This is a genomic window from Glaciimonas sp. Gout2 (assembly GCF_035018905.1).
GTDB lineage: Bacteria > Pseudomonadota > Gammaproteobacteria > Burkholderiales > Burkholderiaceae_D > Glaciimonas.
Map to the genome: position 1 here is coordinate 1 of NZ_JASJXA010000106.1, position 2559 is coordinate 2559.

The following is a 2559-nucleotide window of genomic DNA, read 5'->3' on the forward strand; positions in this document are numbered from 1 at the left end:
CACATCGCGTTGCTACAACATCCGACTGACACTGTTAATTAACCCAGTGTTGCGCTTGGTATTTGAAACCGCCCTGTAACTAACGTTCAGACGCTAATTGATACTCTTCAACAAAATCCACGCTATTCGCACGCTTTACGCCATTATTTACTGCGCGTCTACGCTACTCGTCGCCAAACTAGTTTATATACCGACATAGGCATCCTCCCTAACGCCGGTTTTTTTACTGAGTTATTTCAGCGTATGGCGTATCGGATATTGCCTCCGGCACTGGATGAAACTTACTTACGCGACTGCCTGGATCGGGTACTGCCTTTTGAAACCGATTACGTATGGCTAAACGCTATTTCAACTGACACATGGTTAAGCCTGATAGCGGTGTTGCACCCATCAAACAATGAAGCCGCGGTTAATAGCAACACAATTGCGACGGCACAAGTTATCGATAGCAATAATATTGATAACACTATCGATAACAAAACAATCCTCAGTCCTGCCACAGCGATCATCAACAAAGTGCATGCCAGCGACACTCTCGGTGGTATCAATACTATCGCTGAGTTGCTTGATGCAACGCAAACCCTGTCTTACCGAATCAGCGCGATGGGATTGGAGCCGTCTTTAATTCGTCTGTATCCTGAAATGGAAGATTTCGAATCGCCATTTTTGATGCAAAACGTCGAATTACACCGCTACTTGGCCGGTTACCGCAGTCTCCTGAATGGCGAAGTCGCAATCATTAATTGCCTTGATCAAGCTCACAATCCTTACCTAAGCGCCATTCAGAGCAACCCAAACGAAAACACTCTAAGCGAAACAATAACCATACCAAGGCTGATTGAGGATGCTAAGCACCTCCAGGTCATGCTAGATCAATGCGACGACGTGGTGGTCAAGATTCGCAAGAACGCCCTAAAAAAAGGCACTAGCGTAGCTCTTACTTATTTGTTGGTGCGTCTCGATCAAAGTATCGCCCGTTTGCGAAAATTATTAATCTTGGTTGAGGTCGTCGACATAGACATGGGAGATTTTTTGTCGCTCCCTCAACGAGAAATATTGAGAAAAATCGTATCCCCTGCCCATCATGATGGCGCATTAATGGCACATATCCCAACCGAATTATTAGTAACGCCAGCTCAAACGGTGAAGCGGATTGCAGCGGTAGATTTGGCAAGGGAGTTGGTCGAGGCGCATAACCGTAAATACGCGGTGCGTGAACTGTTTGCGAGCAATATTAATTTGTTGGCGCGAAATATTACCGAAAACGCGAGTAGGACTGGCGAACATTACATCGCAGAAGATCGAAGTGAGTTTAGTGCGATGTTCCGCTCAGCTGCAGGCGCCGGACTGATCATCGGATTTATGGCGATGATGAAAATTCTCTATTCATATCTCCGTGCAGCACCTCTTGTAGAAGCTTTTTTGTTCAGCATGAATTACTCGGCCGGGTTTATGCTGATTCATGTACTACACTTTACCGTCGCCACCAAGCAACCAGCCATGACCGCGTCCCGTATAGCGGCTGGCTTGCACAGCACGGATAGTCGTCATATCGATATTGATAGTCTGGTCGATCTGATTGTCAAAGTTTTTCGCACTCAGTTTATTGCCGTTACGGGCAATTTATTGATGGTTTTTCCCGTTGCTTATCTTATTAGTGTGGGCTGGGTGCACTTATTTGGTCACCATCTTGTTACGCCGGATAAGGCGCAACATTTGCTTCATGACTTAGATCCATTGCATAGTCTGGCGCTTTTTCACGCTGCCATCGCCGGAGTCTGTCTTTTCATGGCTGGTTTAATTTCTGGCTATTACGATAATCGTGCGCTTTATACGCATATGGCAAAGCGCTTAGAACGAGCGCGTTGGCTACGTAAAATATTAGGAAAGACGCGGCTCAGCAAAGTTGCGCATTACCTCGAAAGCAATCTGGGTGGCCTAATGGGTAATTTTTATTTTGGTATCTTACTCGGCACGATTGGTACTGTTGGTTTCATGATTGGCCTATCAATCGATATTCGTCATATCACCTTTTCCGCGGCAAACTTCGCCATTGCGTTGGTCGGTCTCGATAATCAGATGGGGTGGCAAATAGCAGTACGTTCAATAGTGGGGATTTTGGCCATCGGGACCATCAATCTTTGGGTCAGTTTTTCCCTCGCTTTATTTGTCGCTTTACGTTCGCGTCAGGTACATTTTCGCGAAGGTTTGCCGTTGACCAAAGCGGTCCTCTCACGCTTTTTACGGCGTCCGATAGATTTTTTTATTCCACCTAAAGATCAATCACCAGATAGTGAGAGTAAACCAGTAGCGTGAACGGTGAAATACCACAAGATGATTACCCTAGTTACGCCAACGACGCCAATAAGCAGGTGATGAACCGGTTGGCATGAAGCCGAATGAAAGTGCAGAAGGCATACAAAATTGACGTCAATACCAACACCAAATTTAATATTTGTTGATGTAACCGTAAAATAAGAGAGAAATAAGTTAGGAGCGAAACGAATAAGTTCCGGTACATTCACGTTGTTAAAAACGATACTTAAGTGTCACCGTAGC

1 protein-coding gene is annotated in these 2559 nt (G+C 45.4%); it reads left to right on the plus strand.

The genetic code is table 11. The annotated features are described in order from the left end of the window. The first annotated feature begins 96 nt into the window (after window positions 1-96). On the plus strand, window positions 97-2316 hold the full coding sequence (locus QN379_RS23275) for a site-specific recombinase (RefSeq protein WP_416348564.1): 2220 nt from the start codon (window positions 97-99) through the stop codon (window positions 2314-2316). Window positions 2317-2559 lie beyond the last annotated feature (243 nt).